The sequence below is a fragment of the Deinococcus aerophilus genome (assembly GCF_014647075.1).
Lineage (GTDB): Bacteria > Deinococcota > Deinococci > Deinococcales > Deinococcaceae > Deinococcus > Deinococcus aerophilus.
Genome location: NZ_BMOM01000026.1, coordinates 16807 through 36445, shown reverse-complemented (window position 1 = coordinate 36445; position 19639 = coordinate 16807). Strand labels below are relative to the sequence as shown.

Sequence of the window (19639 nt, the reverse complement as noted above, 5' to 3'; positions counted from 1 at the left end):
GCTTTCCCATACGTTCCCTCCAGTGTGCCCTACCCTCTCAACGGGTTGGGGATTTTCTGTCGGGATTTCTGGAGCACTACCGTTTATACACCTGACGGCTTTGAGGGTTGGGCTGATTCGGGCGGCGAAGCCACTGGCGAGCAGGAGATGCCTCAGATCATGCCCTATGCCTTATTGAGCTTTTGCATAGGCCTGAGCAGGGTTAAAAAAGGCCTGCATTTATACATTCCAGCTTTGGGGAAAGTAGAGCTAAAGAGTAGAGGCAAGGAGAAGCCGATTGTATATATTCGGTATTGATGCCACTCGGGCGGCGTGTCCCAGGGAGCGTAGATAGGGGAGTCCCCGACCTATCACCCATAACGTGAGCAAGCAGCCTGTTCCGACCATGGCCCCCGTTCAGCGCGGACAGTATGCTGGGCGCCGTGTCTGGACCGTCTGCCGTGCCCCTTGTGCCCCCCCTTTTCCTGAGTCGCCTTCAGGCCATGACCGAGGCGCTGACAACCGCCCGCACCCAGCATGACGTCTTTGGAGTGGTGCTGCCGGTCATGCTTGGAGCTCTGGACGCCGACGTGGTCACAGCGCTGCTCATGGACGACACGGGCACGCGGCTGGACTGTGCCGCCACCCGGGGCCATCCGGGAACAGCGCTGTACGGGCAGGGTGGTCTCCCGGATAAGGACGGTCTCGCGGACACGCCGGGTCCGGTCTGGGACGCGCTGAAGAACCGCAGCCCCCTGTTTTTCGAGACGCGAAGCGCCCTGGCACAGGCCTACCCCGGGTGGACGACGCGCACCGAGGGCGGGGCAGCCACCGCCGTCCTGCCGCTGGTCCTGGGTGGCCGGCCGCTGGGAGCGCTCGTCGTGGAGTTCGGGGAGACGCATATCTTCGCGCCGGAGGAGCGCCAGTTCCTGGGGATCCTCGCGGCCCAGTGTGCCGTCTCGCTGGGCCACGCCCGTCTCGGCCAGGACCTGGAGGCCCAGGAAGCAGCGCGCGCCGCCGAACCCGAGGAGCAGCGTGGGGCCCTCGCGGCCTTCTACGCGTACCAAGAGGCGGTGGGCAGTGAAAACGACGTGCTGGTGCTGGCCCGTCAGGCCGGCAAGGTCGTGCGCGCCAACCTGCCCCACGTCAGCGCGGTGTACTACGCCCTCGAAGGAGAACGGTGGAAGGCGCAGGTCTGGTCCGAGGACGTCCCCCCCGAGGTCGTGGCCCAGATGACCGAGGGGGTCCCCACCGACGCCCCCAACTTCCACGAGGCCGCGCAGTCGGGCAGCCCCCGCTTCGTGGACGGCTGGGACGCTTCTTCCAACAGCCTGCCCAGCGCCACGTCGTACGGCGCGGCCGCCTTCTTGCCGCTGGTGATCGGTGGGCACACCCGCGGCCTCTTCGCGGTGGGCACCCGGGAAGCCCACGCCTGGACCGAGCGGGATCAGGCGCTGGTGCGGGCGGTGGCCCGGGGACTGACCATCGCCCTGGACCGGACCGAGAGCGCCCGGCATCTCGCCCAGCAAAACGCCGAACTTGAGGCGCGCACACGGGCCTTGGAAGCGTTCGCGGAGCTGACCCGCGACCTCGCCGTTCACAGCGATGCGGACACGCTGATCGAGCGGGCCATGCAGGTGGTGCTGTCCCTGCTGCCCCACGGCATGGCGCTGTTCTACCAGAAACGGGCCCACCGCTGGCGCGCGACCGCGCAGGTGGGCGGCGCCGGAACCCCGGCGCTCCAGGCGGTCATCGACCAGGGCTTTCCCGTCGGGCACATCCCCACCCTCGACCTGCCCGACCAGACCGGGGAGGGGCTGTTTCAGGACGTGTACGACCAGACGCGCGACGTGGCCCCGGAACTCGTCTCCCACCTGCGCGCCGTCGCCACCCTGCCAGTGTGGGTCAACGGCCGGGTCCTGGGCATCTTCAACGTGGCGCTGTTCGAGGGCTGGTGCTGGAGTCCGGCGGACCGGGCGGTGCTGGAGACGGCCGCGCGCAGTCTGGGGCTGGCCCTGGAAGGCGCGCAGACCGTGAACCAGCTCGCGCAGCGCACGTGGGAACTGGAGCGCAGCAACGCGGAACTCGAACAGTTTGCGTACGTGGCCTCGCACGACCTGCAGGCCCCGATCCGCGCGGTGACGAGCTTTGCAGGCATCATTGAACGCCGCTACGGAACGCAGCTCGACGAACGTGGCCGGATGTACGTGCAGCAGATCGTGCACGGCGGCGAACAGATGAAACGCCTGATCGACAACCTGCTCGCCTTCTCCCGCCTGCACACGCGCCGGCAGGAGCTGGTGCCGGTGGACAGCGCGGCCGTGTTCGACACGGTGGTGGGGCGGCTCCAGACCGGACCGTTGCCATCCGGGGCGAGCGTGACCCGTCAGAAGCTGCCGGTGGTGTGTGCGGACGCCCCGCAACTCGATCAACTGCTGCAGAACCTGATCTCGAACGGCCTGAAGTACCGCCGCGAAGGCGTGCCTCCGCAGGTGCGCGTCTGGGCCGAGCGCGACGGCGCATGGTGGCGCTTTGCGGTCTCGGACAACGGCATCGGGATCGAGCAACAATATTTCGAGCGCATTTTCGTGATCTTCCAGCGGCTGCACGGGCAGGAGGAATACGAGGGAACCGGCATCGGACTCGCGGTGTGTCAGAAGATCATCGAGCGGCACGGCGGACGCCTCTGGGTCGAGAGCCGCCCGGGCCAGGGCTCCACTTTCTTTTTCACCCTGCCCCAGGCATGACCGCAGCAGGGGGCCGGCCCACGCCTGTCCTGAACCCGCAACACTGTTTGGAAGCGGCTCAACCTATGTGGCGATCTCCCAGATATGGCCCGCCGGGTCTTTGAAACTGGCGGTACGGATTCCCCAGGGACGATCCACCGGTCCATTCAGCAGGGTGACGCCTTTGGTCTCCAGCTCCGCACATTTGGCATCAACGTCATCGACGCTCAGCGTGTAGACCGCACGCGCGCCGCCTTGACTGTCGGCAACATGAGCGGGGGTCACCAGCTCGTCGGCTTGACCGATCTGAAGCAGGTTGATCATGGTGGAACCGAATTTGAAGACGACGGAGGTGTCGCCTTCAAAAAAGACCGGAAGTTCAAACACCCGGCTGTAGAACGCTTTCGCTTCTTCAAGATGTTCGACGAAGAGCGTGATGGCGGTGATGGTGTTCGTCCAGGGGGTGTCTTGCGTCATTGTTCTCCTCTTGGTGGCCGAGTCGGTCGGTGGAGGCGGACGGAACTCGGGGTGGGAACGAACCGGCCGCGAGGGCCGCCCGGCGCCTCTGATCCCTGCTGTGTCCTGGGCTGCTCCTGTTCCAGGGACGTCCTTCACCCGGTGATGGGACTCTGTCCCTGTAGCCGGTTTCGCCCAGGCGCACGAACCTTGACCGAAATTATAATTCGTATTACGCTCACAACATACCAAAAGGAGCCCTGATGCGCAAACTCATCGTCGGCAATCTCGTGACGTTGGACGGCTACTACGAGGGCGAAGACCGCCAGCTGGACGCCATTTTTGATCATCTGCATCCAGACTACGTGGGGGACCAGCACTTCGACGAATACATGGCAGAGCGGATGAGGGGGGCGGAGACGTTGCTGTACAACGGACGCCGCAATTTTCTGGACAATATGCAGTATTGGACGGGGATACCGCATGATCCAGAGGCCAGCCCCATCCGCCGGGAGATGGCCGGACTGCAGGCACGGATGAAAAAGCGGGTGGTGTCCGATCACCTCACCCGCGAGGAGCTCTCTCCCTGGGACGACACCCACATCATCGGCGTGGCGGACGCCGTGAAAGCGGCGGCGGCCCTCAAGGCGGAAGAAGGCGGGGACATCTTCATGTTCGCTGGCCGGACGCTCTGGAACCACCTGCTGACCCATGGGCTGATCGACGAGCTGCACCTCGTCATCTTTCCGCTTGTTGCTGGCGGAGGCACGCCGCTGTTCGTGGGTCGGCCCGGCGTGTCCCTGAAATTGCTCAGCTCCCGTACCTGGCAGGGATCGGGCAACATCCTGGCGTGCTACGAGGTCAGCCGCCCGAGGGTGGAGGGTCTCCCCGCTGGAGCCGGGCAGTGACCGCCTGATTCAACAGGTGGAACACGGCTGGAGCCACGCAACCGCCTCCAGTCCCCCCGTCGGCGGTCAAGGCGCGCTGCTGTTCAACGTTCGCAGTGGGTCAACTGAGAAGGGCTTCGAGCTTGGGCCGCTGCTGATCAAAAGTGCCGTAGAAGAACTGATCGCCCACGACCGTGATGGGCGCAACCCGCACGCCGTACCGGGCCTTGGCTTCGTCGGCAACTGCAGGAACCGTCAGGTCGCGTTCCTCAAAGGCAATGCCGCGCTTGTTAAACCAGAGGCGCAGTGCATGGCAGTCCGGGCAGGTCGGCGTGGCGTACAGAATGACATTCAGCATCGGGAACCTCGTGGAGTTGAGGAGGCAGCCGTGGGTCCGCCCCCCTGAAATTGTGCCGCGGGCGTGGTGACCCACCCAGAATACATATCGGCTCGTCGCTGCGGGGGCCACCTGCGCTGCGGGGGAACACCGAACCACGCCCGCGGCGCCGTCCAGGGCACCCCGCACCGCTGTGATCGGCCGCTCCCTCCACGCCGTACACGTCCGGAGACTGGAAGCAGCGGCTGATGTAGGCGCCAGCGTGAAGGCATCGAGGCGGCGAAGAACGTCCACGACTTCAGGATCAAAGTGCTTTCCGGAACTATCCTGGAGGTAGGAAGACATTCCCGGTTGAGGCAGGTGCCGCCCAGTTGATCCCCCTCGATCAGCGCGACGGAGCGTCCCTTGAAGCCCAGGTTGCGGACCAGCGGCAGATCCGTCATGCCTGCTCCTGGCGGTCCAGGCTCCGCAGAACGGTCACGACATTGCCCAGGCAGCAACTGCCCTGCGGGTTGTTGACCTCGCACCCGCAGCGCCCGGCCTGCACGTGCGCGCGGATCGAGGCTTCCAGCGCCGGGCCCGTCCCCGAGGCCACGGCCTTACCGAGATCCGCCCGCGTGTGGGCAAAGCAATAGCAGACCGGGATCTCAGCTGCCTGATTCTTCTGGAAGACCGGCACCTTGAGATCTCCTGTGCCGTAGGTCTGAGACGGACTGAAGTACACCACGTCGCAGGCCGGGTCCAGGCACAGCCGGAAAGCCTCTTCCGGCCTCAGTCGCGCCAGGGCAGCTGGGGTCAGGAGGGCCTTGAGGGTGATCAGGGGCACCGCTTCTCCACGGGTGCCACTGACCGGGCAGGACGTGACGTCCTGCCCGTCGGTGTTGGGAGCGCAGCAGTTGGATTCCATGCCCGAAGCTAGAGTCTCCCCCCAGAGGGAGAGTCAAGAGACAGATGAATTCAGATACACGCAGCCGGGGGCGTCGCACTCGGGATCAGGGTGTGCCTGGGCGTACGCCAGCCGCCCGGCGAGTTCGGCTTCCAGCGCCTGAAGTTGGGTCAGGTGCTGGCGAACCGCCTGAAGATGCTGGTGCAGTTCTTCCCGGACCTCCTGGCAGGGCTTATGGCCGTCTGCGCGCAGATTCAGGATACGGGCGATGTCGCAGAGGCCAAATTCAACGCGCTGGGCAGACCGGATGAACTGCACGCGCTCGACACTCTCGGCGGTGTACGTCCGGTAGCCGCCCGCGGTGCGTCGGTGCTCCAGCAGACCGAGGTCCGTCCAGTAGCGCAGGGCCTTGACCCCCTCACCCGTCTCGGCGGCCAGGTGTCCGATGGAGAGCAGCGCGGGTTGAGCCGTCATGCCCCGAGTGTCGCAGGTTTACGGGCACGGCGCTGGGGGACGGCCGGATCACCGGAGGCAGACGGACGCTACAGGCCAGGTACAGCGTCTCCAGCGGCCTTCTTTCCCGCAGCCACCCGGCGGGGCACCGCTTAGCGCTGGGACCGGTGATGTCACGTCATGTCGCCCTGGATACCCCACCCTTAAAAGTTGAGAGCCATGCCCATTCGTGGGACGCACTACACAGGTTGAACTGTAGGCGATCGTACTCAACTACAATCATTCCCTAAGGTTAAGCTTTCCTTAAGACAGCACGACAGAGTCAGGAGTTGTATGCCCCCCATCCCCACCACTGTTTCGGAACTCCAGCTTCTGGGGCAAGTCCTTTCGACGTGTACGGTCGGGACGGTGATTGCGGACATGCGTCAGCCTGGCCACCCCATCGTCTACGCCAATGCCGCCTTCGAGCACCTCAGCGGCTACGCAGCCGCGGAGATTGTGGGGCACAACTGCCGCCTGCTGCAGGGCCATGACCGCGATCAGCCGGCCGCGCAGGAGATTCGTCAGGCCATCGCGCAGGAGCGCAGCGCCACCGTGACGCTGCGCAATTACCGCAAAGACGGCACGCTGTTCTACAACGAACTGACCCTGAGTCCCATTCGGGACGCTGCGGGCACCCTCACCCATTACCTCGGCCTTCACCACGATGTGACCGTGCGCGAGGAGGTCCAGCGGCAGCAACGCCAGCTTCAGCAGCACCTCGGCTCTACCCTGGCGAGGGTCACGGACGGTGTCGTGTCCTTCGACGACGACTGGAATCTGACCTACCTCAATCCGGCGGCCGCCGCTCTGTCGGCACAGACACCCCAGGAATTTGACGGCTGGACCCTGCCCGCCACGTTCGGGGACCACCCACACCACCGGCCGATTGGCCGGGCGCTTCAGCGGGCCAGGGCCACCGGGACCGTGCAGCACGAGGTGAGTTTTGCGGCCGAGGTCGGACGGTGGCTGGAAGCGACAGTGTATCCGGCCGAGGACGGCATCTCGCTGCTCATCCGTGACGTGACCCAGCAACGCGAACAGGAAACGGAGCTATGGGAAGGCGAGGAACGCTTCGAGAAGGTTTTCCAGGCCTGCCCGATCGGCATCATCGTCACCCGCCTCGGCGACGGCAGCTACCTCGACGCCAACCCCGAGTTCCTGCGTCAGAGCGGGTATGCCTGGGAAGAGGTGATCGGCCGTACCTCGGGCGATCTGCATTTCTGGAGTGACCCTGCGGAGTTTGAGGAGGTCCGGCAGATCCTGCGCCAGCAGGGATCGGTCCGCAACCGCGAGATGCAGTTCCGCGCGAAGTCCACACAGCTGCGCACCACCGTCACGTCGATCGTACCGGTGACGATCGGCGGCGAGGCGTGTGTGGTCTCCCTGGTGCAGGACGTCACCCGTGAGAAGGAGGCTCGCGAGCTGCTCGAGAAGAGTGAAGAGCGCTACCGCAAACTCACGACCGAGCTGCAGCGCACACTGGACCTGTCGCTGGACCTGATCGCGACCATCGGCCCAGACGGACGCTTTGCCAGCATCAACGCCGTGTCGGAACAGATGCTGGGCTACACCCCTGACGAGCTGATCGGCCGGGCGTACATCGACTTCGTGCATCTGGACGACCACGCCGTGACCGCCGCCGAGGACGCGAGCATCACGGGCGGGCAACCCACGACAGTGTTCCAGAACCGCTACGTCCACAAGGACGGCCACACCGTGTGGCTGGAGTGGGCGGCGGTGGTCATGCCGTGCGATCCGCTGATGTACTGCGTGGCGCGTGACATCACCCAGCGCCGGATCGCGGAGGAAGATCAGGCCTTTTTGGCATCCATCGTGGAAGCCAGCCACAACGCGATCATCGGAATCAATCTCGACGGAACCATTCGTTCGTGGAATCCCGGAGCCGAACACCTGTATGGCCACGCCGCCGCGGACGTCATCGGCCGGCGGACCGACTTTCTTGTTCCCGCGGAGCACCGGCAGCAGGAAGCCGACATCTTCGGGCGCGTCTGTCGGGGAGAGCGCATCAAGCCGTTCGAGGTGGTGAACTTCACCAAGGGTGGCCGGGAGCTCACGATGATCGTCACCATCTCGGCGGTCCTCAACACCTGCGGCGCGGTGGTGGGGGTGGCCAGAATCTCGCGCGACATCACGGCCCGTCACCACGCCGAACAGGAAGTCCAGGTGCTTAACGAGGACCTCCGGCGCCAGGTGCAGCACATCACCGGCCTGCGGGAGATTGACCAGGCCATCGCCGCCGGCGGCGATCTGGGGGCCATCCTGGGCCTGATCCTGGAAAACATCTGCCATCAGCTGGGCGCCGACGCGGCCACGGCCCTGATGCGCGATCCCCAGACCCAGGGACTTCAGTACATTGCCACCTGTGGCCTGCACGCCGCGCCCCTGCAGGGCCTGGCCGAAAAGCTCGACCACGAACTGGCGGGTCGGGTGGTCGTGACCCGCCAGCCGCTCATCGTCCCGGCGCTCCAGACGGCCACGCTGACGCCGGAGTGGCATGACCTGCGCAGATTCGAAGGGGTGACGTGGTACTACGCGGCGCCGCTGATCGCCAAGGGCCGGGTGCTGGGCGTCATCGAGGTGCTGCGCCAGCGCAGTTTCGAGCCGTCCGCGGCGTGGCTGGAGACGGTCGACACCCTGGTAGGTCAGGCGGCCATCGCCGTCGAGAACGCCCAGCTGCTCAAGGAGCTCGAACAGCGCAACGTGGAGTTGCGTCTGGCGTATGACGAGACCATCGAGGGCTGGGCCCGGGCGCTGGACCTGCGCGACAAGGAAACCGAGGGGCACTCTCGCCGGGTCACGGAAATGACCCTCGAGCTGTGCCACGTGCTGGGCTTTACGCCCGAGGAGCTGGTGAACGTGCGCCGGGGCGCGCTGCTGCACGACATCGGCAAGATGGGCATTCCCGACGCGATCTTGCTGAAACCCGGCAAGCTCAGCTCCGAGGAGTGGGCCCGGATGAAACGGCATCCAGGGTACGCGGTGGACCTGCTCTCACCCATCGAATTCCTGCTTCCCGCCCTGGACATTCCGCAGTACCACCACGAAAAGTGGGACGGCAGCGGCTATCCCCATGGGCGCGCGGGTGACGAGATTCCCCTGGCGGCCCGGGCCTTTGCGGTGGTGGACGTGTACGACGCCCTGACCAGCGACCGCCCGTACCGCCGGGCGTGGACCCGCGAGGCCACCATCGCGCACATCCAGCACCATTCAGGGAGCCACTTCGATCCCAAGGTGGTGAAGAGCTTTGTTCGAATGCTTCTGCCGGAGTGAATCGCCGCGCGCCCACCGGCCGCTCTCTGCACCGCACGCACCGGGAGGCGGCGCGACGTCGGGCCCGGTGTCCTGGATCGCGTCCCCGCCGACCGTGCATTTCACCGCTCATGACCGGGCCGCACCTTCAGAATTGTGTGATCGGATCATATTTCAGTGTCAGGGCGTCAGGAGTGCCCACGAAGAGCCATGCCAACCATGCAGCTAAAAACCCTGCTGACTGTCCTCCTCGCCGGGCTGTTTCTGATCTTCGGATCCATCGAAACCGCGCTCAACACCCGGGCGTCGTCCCTGCAGCTGCAACAGAAGGTCGGCCAGTCGCTGCAGCAGCTGGCCTATGAGATGACCGACAAGCTCGACCGGGGAATGTTCGAGCGCAGCCGGGACGTCGAGATTCTCAGTGAACTCGAAGTCTTCAGGGCGCGCCCGGCCTCTGCTGACCAGCAGCGCCTGCTGCTCGAGAAACTCAAGAGCACCTACCCCAGCTACGCCTGGATTGGCCTGGCGAGCGTTCAGGGCACCATCCTTGCCAGCACCGGTGGCCTGCTGGAAGGCCAGAGTGTCGCGCAGAGGCCGTGGTTCCAGGGCGCCCTGAAAGGCCCTTTTGCCGGCGACGTTCACGAAGCCAAACTTCTTGCCGGACTTCTTCCGAAAGAAGGCGTTCAGCCGCTGCGTTTCGTCGATGTCGCCACGCCGGTGCGCAACCGGGAGGGTCAGGTCACCGGAGTCCTGGGGGCCCACCTCAGCTGGTCCTGGGCCCAGGAAGTTCGTGAGTCGCTGCTGCAACCGGCCGCAGAACGCGAACACCTCGACATCTTCATCCTGGACCGTGACGGCACAGTGCTTCTCGGACCGCCCGCACTGCAGGGTCAACAGCTCGAACTGCAGGTGCTCGAGCGCCTTCCCAGCAGCGGCTACACCGTGGCCCGCTGGCCGGACGGCCGGACGTACATGACGGGGGTCAGCCGCAGCCGGGGGTACCGCAGCTATACCGGGCTGGAGTGGCGCGTCGTGGTCCGGCAGGACACGGAAGTGGCGTTCGCGGGAATCCACGCATTTAAGAAGACCTCGGTTCTGGTAAACCTGGGGCTCGGTCTGCTGTTCGCTGTCCTGGGCTTCGGCGCCGCACACTTTATCGCCCGGCCCCTCAGGCGTCTTCGGCAGGCCGCCCAGGCCATTGAGGCCGGAGAACTCAACGCGGCGGTGCCCCAAACCCGGGCCTACATGGAAGTCAATGCCCTGTCCCGCGCGCTGCAGCAACTGGTGGCGAGACTCAGGCAGAACGAGCGGGACCTGGAACAGCGCATCGACGACCGGACCCAAGCCCTCCACGCACGGACCAAGGAAGCGGAGGCGCTCGCGGCCCTATCCCTGCTCGCGACCCGGACCCTGCCTCCCGAGGAGCTGGCCCGGGCCCTCGCGCCCATCATCACCGACGCCTGCCCACTCGACTGGATCGGCCTGACCACCGGCGGCGATTCCCCCCTGGCCTCCACACTGTTTTTAGACGCTTCGTTCGCGTCCGCCCCCGAGCTGCCCCACAGCGCCTCCACCCAGGGTCTGTACGACCCGGCACTGGCCCCGCAGCGGCCCGTGTTCATCGACAACTACGCGGCACAGATGCTGGCCCACCCGGCCCTGGTCCGCTGGGGAGTACGAACCGCCGCGCTTCTTCCGCTGCCCGGCGCCGGGCCGCAGGGGTCCATGCTGTGGGCCGCACGCTGTACGCCGCGTCCCTGGGCGGATGACGAGCGGCGGGTTTTCGAGGCGGCCACTCGAAGTGTGCAGATCAGCCAGGAGCGCCGCGTCCATCTGCTCGACCTGGAGTTGGCGGCCCTCCACGACCGCCTGACCGGGCTGGGCAACCGGCGCGCCTTTGACCAGTGCCTCGACCAGATCGTGAGTTCCGCCAAACGCCATGAAACTCCGTTTGGAATCATCATGATCGACCTGGATGGACTCAAGGCCGTGAATGACCGGGAGGGACACGAGCGCGGCGACGGGTTGCTGCGGGAATTCGCAGCCTCGTTCCGCACCGCCTTCCGCAACGAGGACCGGATCTTCCGCCTCGGCGGCGACGAGTACGCCGCGATTCTCGACCACGCCGTCGCTGCGAACGTGCGCGTGCTGCTCGAACGGGTGGGTCTGGCCGTGCGTCTGACGCGGCAGGCAGGGTACACTGACATGGATGCCAGCGCCGGCATCGCGTTCTTCCCGGAAGACGGCACAGACGGCCCAGCGCTCACCCGGCTGGCGGACGAGCGGATGTACGCCGAGAAGCATGACCACCACGCCCTGCGAAGAGAGCAGCGGTACGCCGCGTCCGCAGCAGCGGTCCTCCCGCTCAGCGCGGACGACGATGCCCCGCTCCTTCTTTGAAGGTGCCGCGCCTCATTTCTCCGCGCCGCGTACCAGCGGTCCAGGGCGTTGCGGCGACTTCCACCCCTCGCTCCCACCCGCCGCAACGTTTCAGGCACCGCCGGGCAATCCGGAGGTTCAGACCTCCTTCTCATGCATCGGGGAGAGTGCCGGCCAGGGCAACGTACCGGAGCTTCCTTGCATCACCGCTCACCGGGCCGCGTTCCGCCGGGGCGTTCATGTCTTTTCCAGAGCCCACCCAGGGCTCAGGGCGCTTCCTGGGCAAGGTCCAGCAGACTCTGAAGCTGGGCGCCGCTGAGCGGCCCCAGGTGACGCCCGACCACCCGGCCCGTGCGGCTCACCGCCAGCGTGGTGGGAAAACCCGTGATGCCCAGGGGACCGCTCAGGGCCTGACCCCCCATCCACGTCTGCAGCGTCAGCCTGTTCGCTTTCAGAAAGCTTTTCACGGTCTGGTCGGATTCGCCGACGTTCACGAGTTGGATCTTCTCTCCCTGCTCCTGCCGGGTTTCCAGAAGGGGCAGTTCCGCGCGGCACGGCCCGCACCAAGTGGCCCAGAAATTGACGACGCCGCCGGTGGGCAACGGCGCGGGAGCCTGCGATTCCAGCGCGCTCAGCCGGGGCAGGGGCGTGGCGGGTAGGGAGGCCTGCATGCCCTGCGGCGCTGGTTTGAGCAGCCCTGGCAGGGCGGCGACCACCACGGTCACCGCCACCGCCCGCATCATCAGGGGCGAGAATCGGCGCGCCGGCCACCACAGCGCCAGCACACCCGCCAGCATTCCCGGCAGCCAGGCCCAGCCGCCCCGGCGAATGTCCACAATGTCCAGCAGGTTCTCCAGCACCGGCCGCTGACCGTCCAGTCCGGGCAGCGCCGCCCACAGCCGCGCCACCAGCAGCGTGACGAGCAGGGCGCGCTCAGCACCCGCGAACCGGGCCACGCTGAGCCACGTCACCACACCCAGCAGCAGCGTCAGGCTCTGCCAGCTCAGGTTCAGCGGCCCCAGGATCAGGCCGTCCAGACCCAGATTCACGCTGCCCGGCCCGGCATGATCAGCGCGTCACCGGGTAACCGGCGGCGATCCAGTCGTTCATGCCGCCGCCCACGTTGATCACGTCCCGGCCCGCCTTGCTCAGGACGGCGCTGGCCTGGGCGCTGCGGTTGCCGCTGCGGCAGATGACGTACACCGGGCGGCCGGTGGGCACCTCGCCGGTCCGGGCTTCCACCTCGTCCAGCGGCAGATTGATCGCGCTGGCGATATGCCCCTCGGCAAATTCGGCGGGCGTGCGGACATCGAGCAGGTACGCGCCGCCGTCCACCGCCGTCTTCAATTGATCAACAGAGATGGTGGGGAAGCCGTCGCTCGCCTGCGTCGTGCAGGCCGTGAGGGTCAGGGCAGCGGCCAGGGGCATCAGGATTCGCTTCATGGGGCTGGGGTTCTCCTCTTCGTGGGGGGCGTTGACCACAGGGTCACTGGCCTGACCATATACCCCCAGGGGGTTTAGGATCAAGGAGTATTCTGACTTTTCAAGGGTGGTCCCGTTCAGAGATTGACGATCTGGAGTAGGCACGACGTGAGCGCCGGCCCTGTCGGCAACGTTTTACAGGCATCAAGCCCCCGAGATGTCCCTTCCAAAGGAGAACTGGGCTTTTGCCATTCATCTGATGTTGAGCTTCGACGGACTGTGGAGTTTCCTAAACACGCACTGAAGCAGGCCACACAATTTCGGCCGTCTGTAGGCTTAGCTTGCCCTCGCAAGCAGAAGACAGACCGGTGAAGTTGATGAAACACGAAACCCACTGATCGGAACGCGAGCTCAAAAAGGTGGTCTCTATGAATAAAGTCCTGCTTCTCTCCCTTCTGCTGTCCGTCGCCCCGGTGGCCTCCGCGCAAGACACGTCCACCGACACCACGACCCCGGACACCCTGAATGCGCCCCTCGATCCCAACAACGATGGAGTGGTCGATACCAACAACAACGGTCGTGCGGATACGCGTGAGTTTCCGTGGGGCCTGCTGGGCCTGATTGGACTGGCGGGGCTCGCGGGCCTCAACCGTCCCGCGCCCCGGCCGGTTCGCGTGGAAACCAGAGACGTGCACGACACCACCCGTCGCTGACGGTTCCCGAGATGCCTGACGCTCGCCCTGAATTCGTCCAGGGCGAGCGTTCCTGAATCGACCCTCGAATGCACCATCCATGAGCGACAGCACGCCGCGGGACGGCGCCGCCATTTACAACCCGTATTCCACGTCCCAAAAGCCCTTCACCCGCTCTCGCCGAGCCCCGGCAGACCGTTGTGCGCCTGGGTGGCCTGTAGAATGACCTCCATGTCGGAGACCCGCAAAAGCAAAGGGATTCCTGAGCTGGACCGGGAGAAGCAGCGCCGCTCGGTGATCTCGGCACGTCATCACGTCGGGGCCGCCGGATTTGCCCAGAGCGAGGCGCTCGAACTGATCGTGAGTGCGGGCCGCGAACAGATCGGCGTGGCCCAGGCCCTGAGACAGGTGGTGCGCACCACCCAGAGCCAGCTCCGGAACGACGTGGCAGAAACCGACTCTCCAGCGGCACAGGCCCACGTGGCCAGGCTCGAGCAGGTGATTGCTTCCGGCCAAGCCCAGATCGACGCGGCACACCTGCTTCAGCAGGCGATCCAGGACGCCCTGACGAACGTCCGGGGCACCCCGCTGGAGAACATCAGCGCCGGGCTGCTGACCACCCTGGGCGCGGTGGTGCAGCGGCAGGCCAGGGCGCTGGAGGACCTGATCACCGTGGCCATCAGCGAAGCGGCGAACGACGAGCAGGTCAGGGCCCTCGAGCAGGTCAGTGCCGATGTGACCGAGCGACTGGAGGCTGCAGAGCGCGAGCGCACGGAGCGGGAGCTCGTCCATCTGGACGACGTGCACCAGCAGGCGTTGCTGCGGATCCGCCAATTGGAGCAAGGCGGGCAGACCCACGCGGCTCAGAAGATGCAGCTCTCGGACGAGGCGGAGAGTTCGCGGCGCAACATCGAGGTGCTGGAAGCGGCCGAGACCCGGAACCTGGAGCAGATTGCCGACCTCGAAGAGCGGCAGCGGACGTCGGAGGCACGCCGGGCGCAGCTGGAAGCGGCGGCCGCAGAGCATCAGGACCGCATTGAGGAACTAGAGAGCCGTTCCCGGGAAGAGCCGTAAGGCACCGGTACACGGGCCCGTCATAGTTGAACATCTGTCAGCGGGTGGTGAAGTTCTCAAGGCCGCGCGGCGGAAGTGCCACAGGACCACGCCCAATGGTCCAGGCACAGAGCCGCAACCATGATGGTGCCCAGCGCGGGCAACGAACCGGGCCAGTCAGACAGTGTCCTGGCCCCCGCCGCGCGCCCAGCCATGCTGGCCTGCCTCAAGATGGCTCCCAGGAGCTGCGCGTCGCTAGGCCTGCTCAGGCGCGTCTGTCCGGGGTTCTCCAAACAGTGCCTGCGGACCATACGTCACGGCCTTTTGCACCCTCGCGCCCCACGACGCTACTTTCCACCACCTTGACTCGTGGCCCGCCGGACAGCTGCTGGGCTGATCTACAATTGGGTCCTATGCCACGCGCACCGATGGTCACCCTGATTTTGATCCTCGCCTGCACCGCGCCGCTCAGCCTGGCCGCCGCCCCTCGGAGTGGGGTCTTCAAAGGGGAACTCACCGGAGATTTCAGGGGCAATACGATCAGCTTCCGCGTCAGTGCGGACGGAAAGACCATCAGCGACGTCACAATGACCGGGTACTGGCGTTGCAGCGACTCACTGACGAACACGACCTACAAGACCAACCCCCGTGTCATCGGTGCGCTTGGTGCCATGCCCGGCACCGTGGCTGTGAAGCAGGGGAAATTTGAGACCACCGCGAAAAAGCCGTATCTGGCCTGGGATTTCGAGGGCCGCTTCACCAGTGTGGATGTCGCTGAGGGAAGCTTTATGGCTCAGTCGATGGACTGTACGTCGTACAGATTGAAATTCAAAGCGGTCCGCACAGTGCAGTAATTGAACCGACCGCAACAGGTGCGTGATCTTAGAGCAGCTCCATTCATCCGTCTCCAAGAGCCTTGACGGGCAGTGTAAAAGCCTCGGCAGGTCATTCTCGATGTCAAGGCTGCTCGGTTTGCATCGAGGCTGCTCAAGGTGCAATCACGCTGGTACTGGAGACAGAAGAACGGCCAAGGAGCAACCGACCGAGGGGGCTCCTCCCCCCATTCCGTGAAGTTTTTGTAAGGAGCAATCACGATACTGGCTGCGTGTCATCTTCACGGGCCCAAGGGGGCTTTACCCTGATCGAACTGCTGGTGGTGCTGGCGATTGTGGGCGTTCTCTTTGCGCTGGGAACCTACAGCTACCTGTCAACCCGCAATCCACCGCGCGACGCGGCCCGAACCGTTCACGCGGCCCTGATCACGCTGCGCAGTCAGGCCATGTCCAATACCCAGGCCCGACGTCTCATCCTGGTCAACGACAAGGAGCTGATTTTGCAAAGCTCCGTGCGGTGCAGTGAATCAGACCAGTCCAAATGGACGCCGATCGGTACCGTTGGGCTGGATGCCGGCAACCGTCCCCTGGTTCTGACCGCCTCCAAACCCAGTCCCGCCAATCCCACCGTCCAGAGCAACGCCCTGCTCGTCGTCTGCTTCACCTCCAGAGGCATGGCCGAGCCACAGGGCGCGATGACGGCGGCCCGGTTTCTGAACCTGACGGACGGACGGCGCACCTACGTGGTAGAAGCGGCGCTGAACGGGGCGGTGAGAACGGGTGCGAAGTGAACACGGCACACAGGGTTTCACCCTTGTGGAGGTGCTCGCTGCCCTGCTGGTGCTGGGCATGGTCATGGCGACCATGTTTGCCGCTCTGTTGGCGAATACCAGCTTGAACAGCAAGGTGGAGCGCAAGGCAGAGGCCGTCAGAATCAGCGAGCAGAAGCTGGAAAACTACCGGCAGCTCGGGAGATATGGAAATCTGGTCACTCAGGGGACCGTCGCCGAGACCGTGACGTACAACGGGAAGCCGTACACCGTTCAAACCACGTTCTGTCCGTCGGATCGGCCCAGCACCATGGTGTGCAGCAACACGGCGGTGTACATCCGTCTGGATGTATTGCAGACCGGCCAGCTGCTCCACCGCGCCGAGACGTTCTACACCTCGTTTGGCAAGGAAGATGAGTAATTTGAAGACAACAGCACAGGCATTTACGCTCATCGAACTGCTCGTCACGATGGCGCTGGGGCTGATCGTCCTGACCATCGTGTTCAATCTGTTTGCCAGCAGCACCACGCTGGTCGAGACCGACACGGGCCGGGTGATGGCGTCCCAGAATGCACAGACCGCGCTGGACATCTTGGCCGGTGATGTCCGTCAGGCCGGCGAGAACCTCGAGCTGGCACAGCCCCGGCTGGGCGTCTCCGGAGTGGAATTCGGGCCGGGTGGCTCTGGCACACCTGCATTTGTCACGGTTCGGCGCAACATACCCCCCCATCCAACGACGCGCGTGCAGCTGCAACGGCTGCCCCTGTGTGCCAAGAGCGGCGCAAACCTTCAGGTTGCGGGACCGCCGCCCAGTTCGGTGATTGCCACAGGGCCGTGTGCGAGCAGCGATGTGAATGTCGGTCCCTGGCGCGACCATTTTGCTGCCCAGTCGGGCCGGGCGCAGGCGGCCCTGCTGTATTGCGACACCTGCGGAACGGGCGGCACACGCAAGATCACGCGCGTCGCGGTCCTGAAGGTGGGCAATACCGTCACCACCCTGGAGGCGGGCACGACCGTCAACCGCATCAGCGTGACCCTTCGTGACACCGTACCGAGCGATTACCGCGACAACAACAACAGCATGCTGATGTTGATCGATGAGCGCCGCTATTTTCTCGCCCCGGACAACACCTTGCGCCTGGCGCTGGCGGGCCAGACCGATTCGGAAGCCGAACCTGTGGCGTTTGATGTGGCCGCGTTAAAGGTGACCGCCGACCTGATCGCCGAGGGAACAACCCCCGCACAAAATGGAGTGACCAGCATGGGGCTCGAAGGCCCATGGTCCAGGCTCAAGCAAGTCAACCTCACGCTGACGGGCGGGAACGCCGGCCAGGGGCGAGCGCGCACCCGCACGTTCGAGGCGCGTGTCTTTCCCCGCAATGTCGAGTCATCCCGGTGAGCAACATGAAGAACAGAACAGAAGGTGTCGTCCTCGTCGTCGTGCTGTCTCTCGCCGCCGTGCTGCTCGTCGTGCTGGCGACGTACTCGATCGTCACGGTCAACAACACCCGCACCTCCGCCAGCAGCGGCAACGCCAGCGCAGGATTCTACGCGTCTGAGGCGGCACTGAATGCCCGCGCAGAAGCGGTGAGACAGAAGTTCAAAGGATTTGAAGTCCCCGCCGGCGTGACTCCTTCGGCCGCCTCGCCCTGCCAGGGAACCAACAAGGGCTTGGGGGACTTTGCCTGTCAATCGAATGTGGTCGCTGGCCGCACCGTGACGAGCTACGTGGAAAAGGGTGGGTCAACCACCATCACGATTCCTCCGGGCGAGGATTTCGAGAACTTGACGGCCGATGAAACTCCTTTCACGGTGCGCGGTCAGGCTCTGGGCACAACGGGAAACCCGGAGGCCATCACCGAGCTGACTTTCCGCAGCCGCCTGGTTCCCCTGTTTCAATTCGCGGTCTTTTTCGGCAAAGACCTGGAGTTCACGAACACCGCGAACCTGAACCTGTCTGGTCCGGTACACACCAACGGCAATCTGTTTCTGGATGCAGGGGCGACCCTGTACATCAAGGGGCAAACCACCGCTGCAGGCCGGCTGTACCGCGGCTGGAAGCATGGCAACAACTGCTCGGCGGGGACGGTCCAGCTCGACGATGCCGGCAACACGGCGAGGACCATTCCGTGTGGTGCCGGGCGCACCGAACTCAGCAGCAGCACCACGAACGCCTTCGGGGGACGCCTGAAGCGGGTTCCCAGTCTCGAGCTTCCCGAGGTCGCCCAGCTTCAGCCCAATCCGGGCGCGCAGTACTGGGACAAAGCCGACATCCGCATTGTGCTCAGGCGCCGGGGAAGTAGCGACAACTGGGATCCCATGTTCGTCAATGCCTCCAAGACGATCATCAACCTGAGTGGAGTCGGTTGCCTCCTGGGAGAAAGCCTGGGAACCAGCACCAGCTTCCGGGACAACCGTGAAGCGGAGTACTGGGAGAACGGCGGCCGGGATGCCCGGGGTCAGCAGGATGCGGGCCGTGCCAACCGCCGGATGCTCGAAATAGACGTGCGCCAGTTGCTGACGTGTGTGGGAACCCCAGGCAACGCGTCGCTGCTCGGTATCAGCGGACTGGCCGATGAAACCGACGGCGGGCTGGTCATCTACGCCACGGTGGAAGACGGAACGACCGGAATTGCTCAGGATGGACCCAACCACTACGCCGTCCGCTTGAAGAACGCCGCCCTGCTCCAGTCCAACAACGCCTTTCATCCCAAACCCAAGGGCATCACCTTCGTTTCGGATGAGGCGGTCTTTCTTCAGGGCAACTTCAATTCCAGCGCAGACCGCGCAAGCGGCTGGATCCCAGCGTCGGTGATTTCAGACACCGTCAACGTGATCTCTGCTGGATGGGACGGGGCCACGCGCTGCACGACCCGGTACGGCACCAAGACTTACGGGGTCAGCCGCACGTACAGGAACATCAGCAGCTACGCGGGTTTTCTCAACGACCTGGGGGGGCGCTGGAACTTCTACACCGATCTGGCCCAGGGCGATCTGGTGAGCGGCGACGCCAAATCACAGCTGCCGCTCTTTTGCCGCTACGCAGGTGCCACCACCATCAAAGCAGGGATCCTTTCGGCGACCACCTCGTCCGGGACGATTCCAGGCCCACCCGTTCAGGACGGTGAGGGAACCCTGGACCGGGGACCGCAGAGCGGCGGCGTCCACAACATGATGAGGTTTCACGAAGATTGGGGCAGCAACTCAGGCGACCTCACCTACCCCGGAAGTGCGGTGACGTACACCTATACCGGATCCCTGGTGAGCCTGAGTCAACCCCTGCATGCGTTCGGTACATTCATCCTGGGCAACAACCGCTACCAGCCTCCCCAGAGAAACTGGACCTTCGAGGAGCAGTTCCGGCGCGCCGAGAACCTGCCTCCACTCACACCACGTTTTGTTTACTTGCGTCAGGACAACTTCACACGGCAGTTTGAGCAGTGACCCCCCGGG

General features: G+C 64.8%; 18 protein-coding genes. 12 read left to right on the top strand and 6 right to left on the bottom strand.

Annotation, left to right across the window (positions count from 1 at the left end; genetic code table 11):
* Both IEY21_RS16880 and IEY21_RS13410 read left to right on the top strand, forming a co-directional pair.
* Positions 1-297, top strand: a 297-nt coding sequence (locus IEY21_RS16880) for a hypothetical protein (protein ID WP_229753102.1), incomplete at its 5' end; no start/stop codon positions are given.
* Between the two features lie 185 nt (positions 298-482).
* A complete protein-coding gene (locus IEY21_RS13410; RefSeq protein ID WP_188904854.1) occupies positions 483-2726 on the top strand; it encodes an ATP-binding protein in 2244 nt (747 codons plus the stop codon).
* A 63-nt stretch (positions 2727-2789) separates the two neighbouring features.
* Here IEY21_RS13410 and IEY21_RS13405 read toward each other — a convergent pair whose 3' ends face one another.
* Complete coding sequence (locus tag IEY21_RS13405; RefSeq protein WP_188904853.1) at positions 2790-3182, bottom strand: VOC family protein; 393 nt, start codon at positions 3180-3182, stop codon at positions 2790-2792.
* 242 nt (positions 3183-3424) lie between these two features.
* Between IEY21_RS13405 and IEY21_RS13400 the strand changes: the two genes are divergently transcribed.
* The gene (locus IEY21_RS13400) at positions 3425-4069 is read left to right on the top strand and encodes a dihydrofolate reductase family protein (protein WP_188904852.1); all 645 of its coding nucleotides are present in this window, start codon (positions 3425-3427) and stop codon (positions 4067-4069) included.
* Positions 4070-4169: 100 nt separating this feature from the next.
* Here the strand turns inward: IEY21_RS13400 and IEY21_RS13395 are convergent, their stop codons facing one another.
* The 3 genes from IEY21_RS13395 to IEY21_RS13385 all read right to left on the bottom strand — a co-directional run bounded on the left by IEY21_RS13395 (position 4170) and on the right by IEY21_RS13385 (position 5745).
* A complete protein-coding gene (locus IEY21_RS13395; RefSeq protein ID WP_188904851.1) occupies positions 4170-4406 on the bottom strand; it encodes a glutaredoxin family protein in 237 nt (78 codons plus the stop codon).
* A gap of 418 nt (positions 4407-4824) precedes the next feature.
* A complete protein-coding gene (locus IEY21_RS13390) occupies positions 4825-5292 on the bottom strand; it encodes a putative iron-sulfur cluster-binding metallochaperone (RefSeq protein WP_188904850.1) in 468 nt (155 codons plus the stop codon).
* A gap of 33 nt (positions 5293-5325) precedes the next feature.
* Positions 5326-5745, bottom strand: a complete 420-nt coding sequence (locus IEY21_RS13385; RefSeq protein ID WP_188904849.1) for a MerR family DNA-binding protein — start codon at positions 5743-5745, stop codon at positions 5326-5328.
* Between the two features lie 312 nt (positions 5746-6057).
* On the opposite strand from IEY21_RS13385, the gene IEY21_RS13380 reads away from it, so the two are divergent.
* Positions 6058-9057, top strand: coding sequence for a PAS domain S-box protein (locus IEY21_RS13380; protein WP_268237807.1), 3000 nt, complete (start codon positions 6058-6060; stop codon positions 9055-9057).
* A gap of 189 nt (positions 9058-9246) precedes the next feature.
* Complete coding sequence (locus IEY21_RS13375) at positions 9247-11436, top strand: sensor domain-containing diguanylate cyclase (protein WP_188904847.1); 2190 nt, start codon at positions 9247-9249, stop codon at positions 11434-11436.
* 245 nt (positions 11437-11681) lie between these two features.
* Here IEY21_RS13375 and IEY21_RS13370 read toward each other — a convergent pair whose 3' ends face one another.
* Together IEY21_RS13370 and IEY21_RS13365 are read right to left on the bottom strand one after the other, a co-directional pair.
* Positions 11682-12464 carry a TlpA disulfide reductase family protein gene (locus tag IEY21_RS13370; protein ID WP_188904846.1) on the bottom strand — a complete coding sequence of 261 codons (783 nt, stop codon included), beginning with the start codon at positions 12462-12464 and terminating at the stop codon, positions 11682-11684.
* A 19-nt stretch (positions 12465-12483) separates the two neighbouring features.
* Positions 12484-12858 (bottom strand): rhodanese-like domain-containing protein, encoded by a 375-nt coding sequence (locus IEY21_RS13365; protein ID WP_188904845.1) that lies wholly within the window; start codon positions 12856-12858, stop codon positions 12484-12486.
* 407 nt (positions 12859-13265) lie between these two features.
* On the opposite strand from IEY21_RS13365, the gene IEY21_RS13360 reads away from it, so the two are divergent.
* The 7 genes from IEY21_RS13360 (at position 13266) to IEY21_RS13330 (ending at position 19630) form a co-directional block, all read left to right on the top strand.
* Positions 13266-13550 carry a WGxxGxxG family protein gene (locus IEY21_RS13360; RefSeq protein ID WP_188904844.1) on the top strand — a complete coding sequence of 95 codons (285 nt, stop codon included), beginning with the start codon at positions 13266-13268 and terminating at the stop codon, positions 13548-13550.
* Between the two features lie 210 nt (positions 13551-13760).
* Positions 13761-14603: a coiled-coil domain-containing protein gene (locus tag IEY21_RS13355; protein ID WP_188904843.1), complete on the top strand. Its 843-nt coding sequence runs from the start codon at positions 13761-13763 to the stop codon at positions 14601-14603.
* A 392-nt stretch (positions 14604-14995) separates the two neighbouring features.
* Positions 14996-15436, top strand: coding sequence for a hypothetical protein (locus IEY21_RS13350; protein WP_188904842.1), 441 nt, complete (start codon positions 14996-14998; stop codon positions 15434-15436).
* 251 nt (positions 15437-15687) lie between these two features.
* Positions 15688-16206, top strand: a complete 519-nt coding sequence (locus tag IEY21_RS13345) for a prepilin-type N-terminal cleavage/methylation domain-containing protein (RefSeq protein ID WP_188904841.1) — start codon at positions 15688-15690, stop codon at positions 16204-16206.
* Positions 16196-16606 carry a type II secretion system protein gene (locus IEY21_RS13340; RefSeq protein WP_268237806.1) on the top strand — a complete coding sequence of 137 codons (411 nt, stop codon included), beginning with the start codon at positions 16196-16198 and terminating at the stop codon, positions 16604-16606. Before IEY21_RS13345 ends, IEY21_RS13340 begins: the two co-directional genes overlap by 11 nt.
* Complete coding sequence (locus tag IEY21_RS13335) at positions 16599-17585, top strand: PilW family protein (protein ID WP_188904839.1); 987 nt, start codon at positions 16599-16601, stop codon at positions 17583-17585. Before IEY21_RS13340 ends, IEY21_RS13335 begins: the two co-directional genes overlap by 8 nt.
* A 5-nt stretch (positions 17586-17590) precedes the next feature.
* Complete coding sequence (locus tag IEY21_RS13330) at positions 17591-19630, top strand: hypothetical protein (protein ID WP_188904838.1); 2040 nt, start codon at positions 17591-17593, stop codon at positions 19628-19630.
* Positions 19631-19639 lie beyond the last annotated feature (9 nt).

Bases quoted from the DNA above. Each gene is read 5' to 3' on its own strand.
- IEY21_RS13380 (WP_268237807.1), top strand. From the start codon at position 6,058: ATGCCCCCCATCCCCACCACTGTTTCGGAACTCCAGCTTCTGGGGCAA.
- IEY21_RS13405 (WP_188904853.1), bottom strand. From the start codon at position 3,182: ATGACGCAAGACACCCCCTGGACGAACACCATCACCGCCATCACGCTC.
- IEY21_RS13400 (WP_188904852.1), top strand. From the start codon at position 3,425: ATGCGCAAACTCATCGTCGGCAATCTCGTGACGTTGGACGGCTACTAC.
- IEY21_RS13410 (WP_188904854.1), top strand. From the start codon at position 483: ATGACCGAGGCGCTGACAACCGCCCGCACCCAGCATGACGTCTTTGGA.
- IEY21_RS13360 (WP_188904844.1), top strand. From the start codon at position 13,266: ATGAATAAAGTCCTGCTTCTCTCCCTTCTGCTGTCCGTCGCCCCGGTG.
- IEY21_RS13385 (WP_188904849.1), bottom strand. From the start codon at position 5,745: ATGACGGCTCAACCCGCGCTGCTCTCCATCGGACACCTGGCCGCCGAG.
- IEY21_RS13350 (WP_188904842.1), top strand. From the start codon at position 14,996: ATGCCACGCGCACCGATGGTCACCCTGATTTTGATCCTCGCCTGCACC.
- IEY21_RS13355 (WP_188904843.1), top strand. From the start codon at position 13,761: ATGTCGGAGACCCGCAAAAGCAAAGGGATTCCTGAGCTGGACCGGGAG.
- IEY21_RS13390 (WP_188904850.1), bottom strand. From the start codon at position 5,292: ATGGAATCCAACTGCTGCGCTCCCAACACCGACGGGCAGGACGTCACG.
- IEY21_RS13375 (WP_188904847.1), top strand. From the start codon at position 9,247: ATGCCAACCATGCAGCTAAAAACCCTGCTGACTGTCCTCCTCGCCGGG.
- IEY21_RS13335 (WP_188904839.1), top strand. From the start codon at position 16,599: ATGAGTAATTTGAAGACAACAGCACAGGCATTTACGCTCATCGAACTG.
- IEY21_RS13330 (WP_188904838.1), top strand. From the start codon at position 17,591: ATGAAGAACAGAACAGAAGGTGTCGTCCTCGTCGTCGTGCTGTCTCTC.
- IEY21_RS13365 (WP_188904845.1), bottom strand. From the start codon at position 12,858: ATGAAGCGAATCCTGATGCCCCTGGCCGCTGCCCTGACCCTCACGGCC.
- IEY21_RS13395 (WP_188904851.1), bottom strand. From the start codon at position 4,406: ATGCTGAATGTCATTCTGTACGCCACGCCGACCTGCCCGGACTGCCAT.